General features: G+C 54.8%; 1 pseudogene. It reads right to left on the reverse strand.

The annotated features are described in order from the left end of the window. Positions 1 to 776 (reverse strand): annotated as a pseudogene (locus HMPREF2736_RS12565) (IS3 family transposase); the annotation flags it as partial.

Here is a 776-nt window from a genome sequence, read left to right on the forward strand (position 1 = left end):
ACCTCGACCGGGGTTCGGTATCCCAAGCTTTGGTGAAGCCTTGTCTCGTTCCACCATGACACCCACTCGAACGTCGCGATTTCTACCTCGACAACGTCATTCCACCTGCGGGTATGGATCAGCTCGTTCTTGTAGGATCCGTTGACGTTTTCAGCAAGAGCATTGTCGTAGGAGTCACCGACAGTTCCGGTGGAAGCTGTAATGCCGTGTTGGGTAAGTCGCTCGTTGTAGACCACGCTGACGTACTGCGATCCGTGATCCGAATGGTGAATGAGACCTGTTGTTTCCTCAGCACACACGATCGCCTGGTTAAGAGCTTGCAACGGCAGTGCTTCGGTGCGCATGGAATCTGATAACGCCCACCCAACGATCCGTCGAGAGTAAACGTCGGTGACAAACGCGGCGTACACAAAGCCTTTCTTCGTGCGCACATACGTAATGTCGGCCACCCACAGTTTATTCGGGCCCTTAAGCTTTGAATTCACGCTCGACTAAGTCCGGGCGCAGATCAGGCACGTTAGCTTTTCGGGTTGTGATAGGTGATCCGCCTTTGCCTTTGCCAGAAACACCGGCCAAGCGCATCAGCCGGGCGGTTTGTTCACGCCCGATATCAATTCCGTCGCGGCGGAGAGCATGCCACATTTTCCGCACGCCGTAGACGCCGTAATTATCCCGATGAACAGTTCTAATGCGGTCGATCAGCACAGCATCGCGAAGGCGACGAGCACTTAATCCACGGGCCTTGGACTGGCGATAACCACGCGAGGTGATAAACC

This window comes from Corynebacterium sp. HMSC036E10 (assembly GCF_001836265.1).
Lineage (GTDB): Bacteria > Actinomycetota > Actinomycetes > Mycobacteriales > Mycobacteriaceae > Corynebacterium > Corynebacterium coyleae.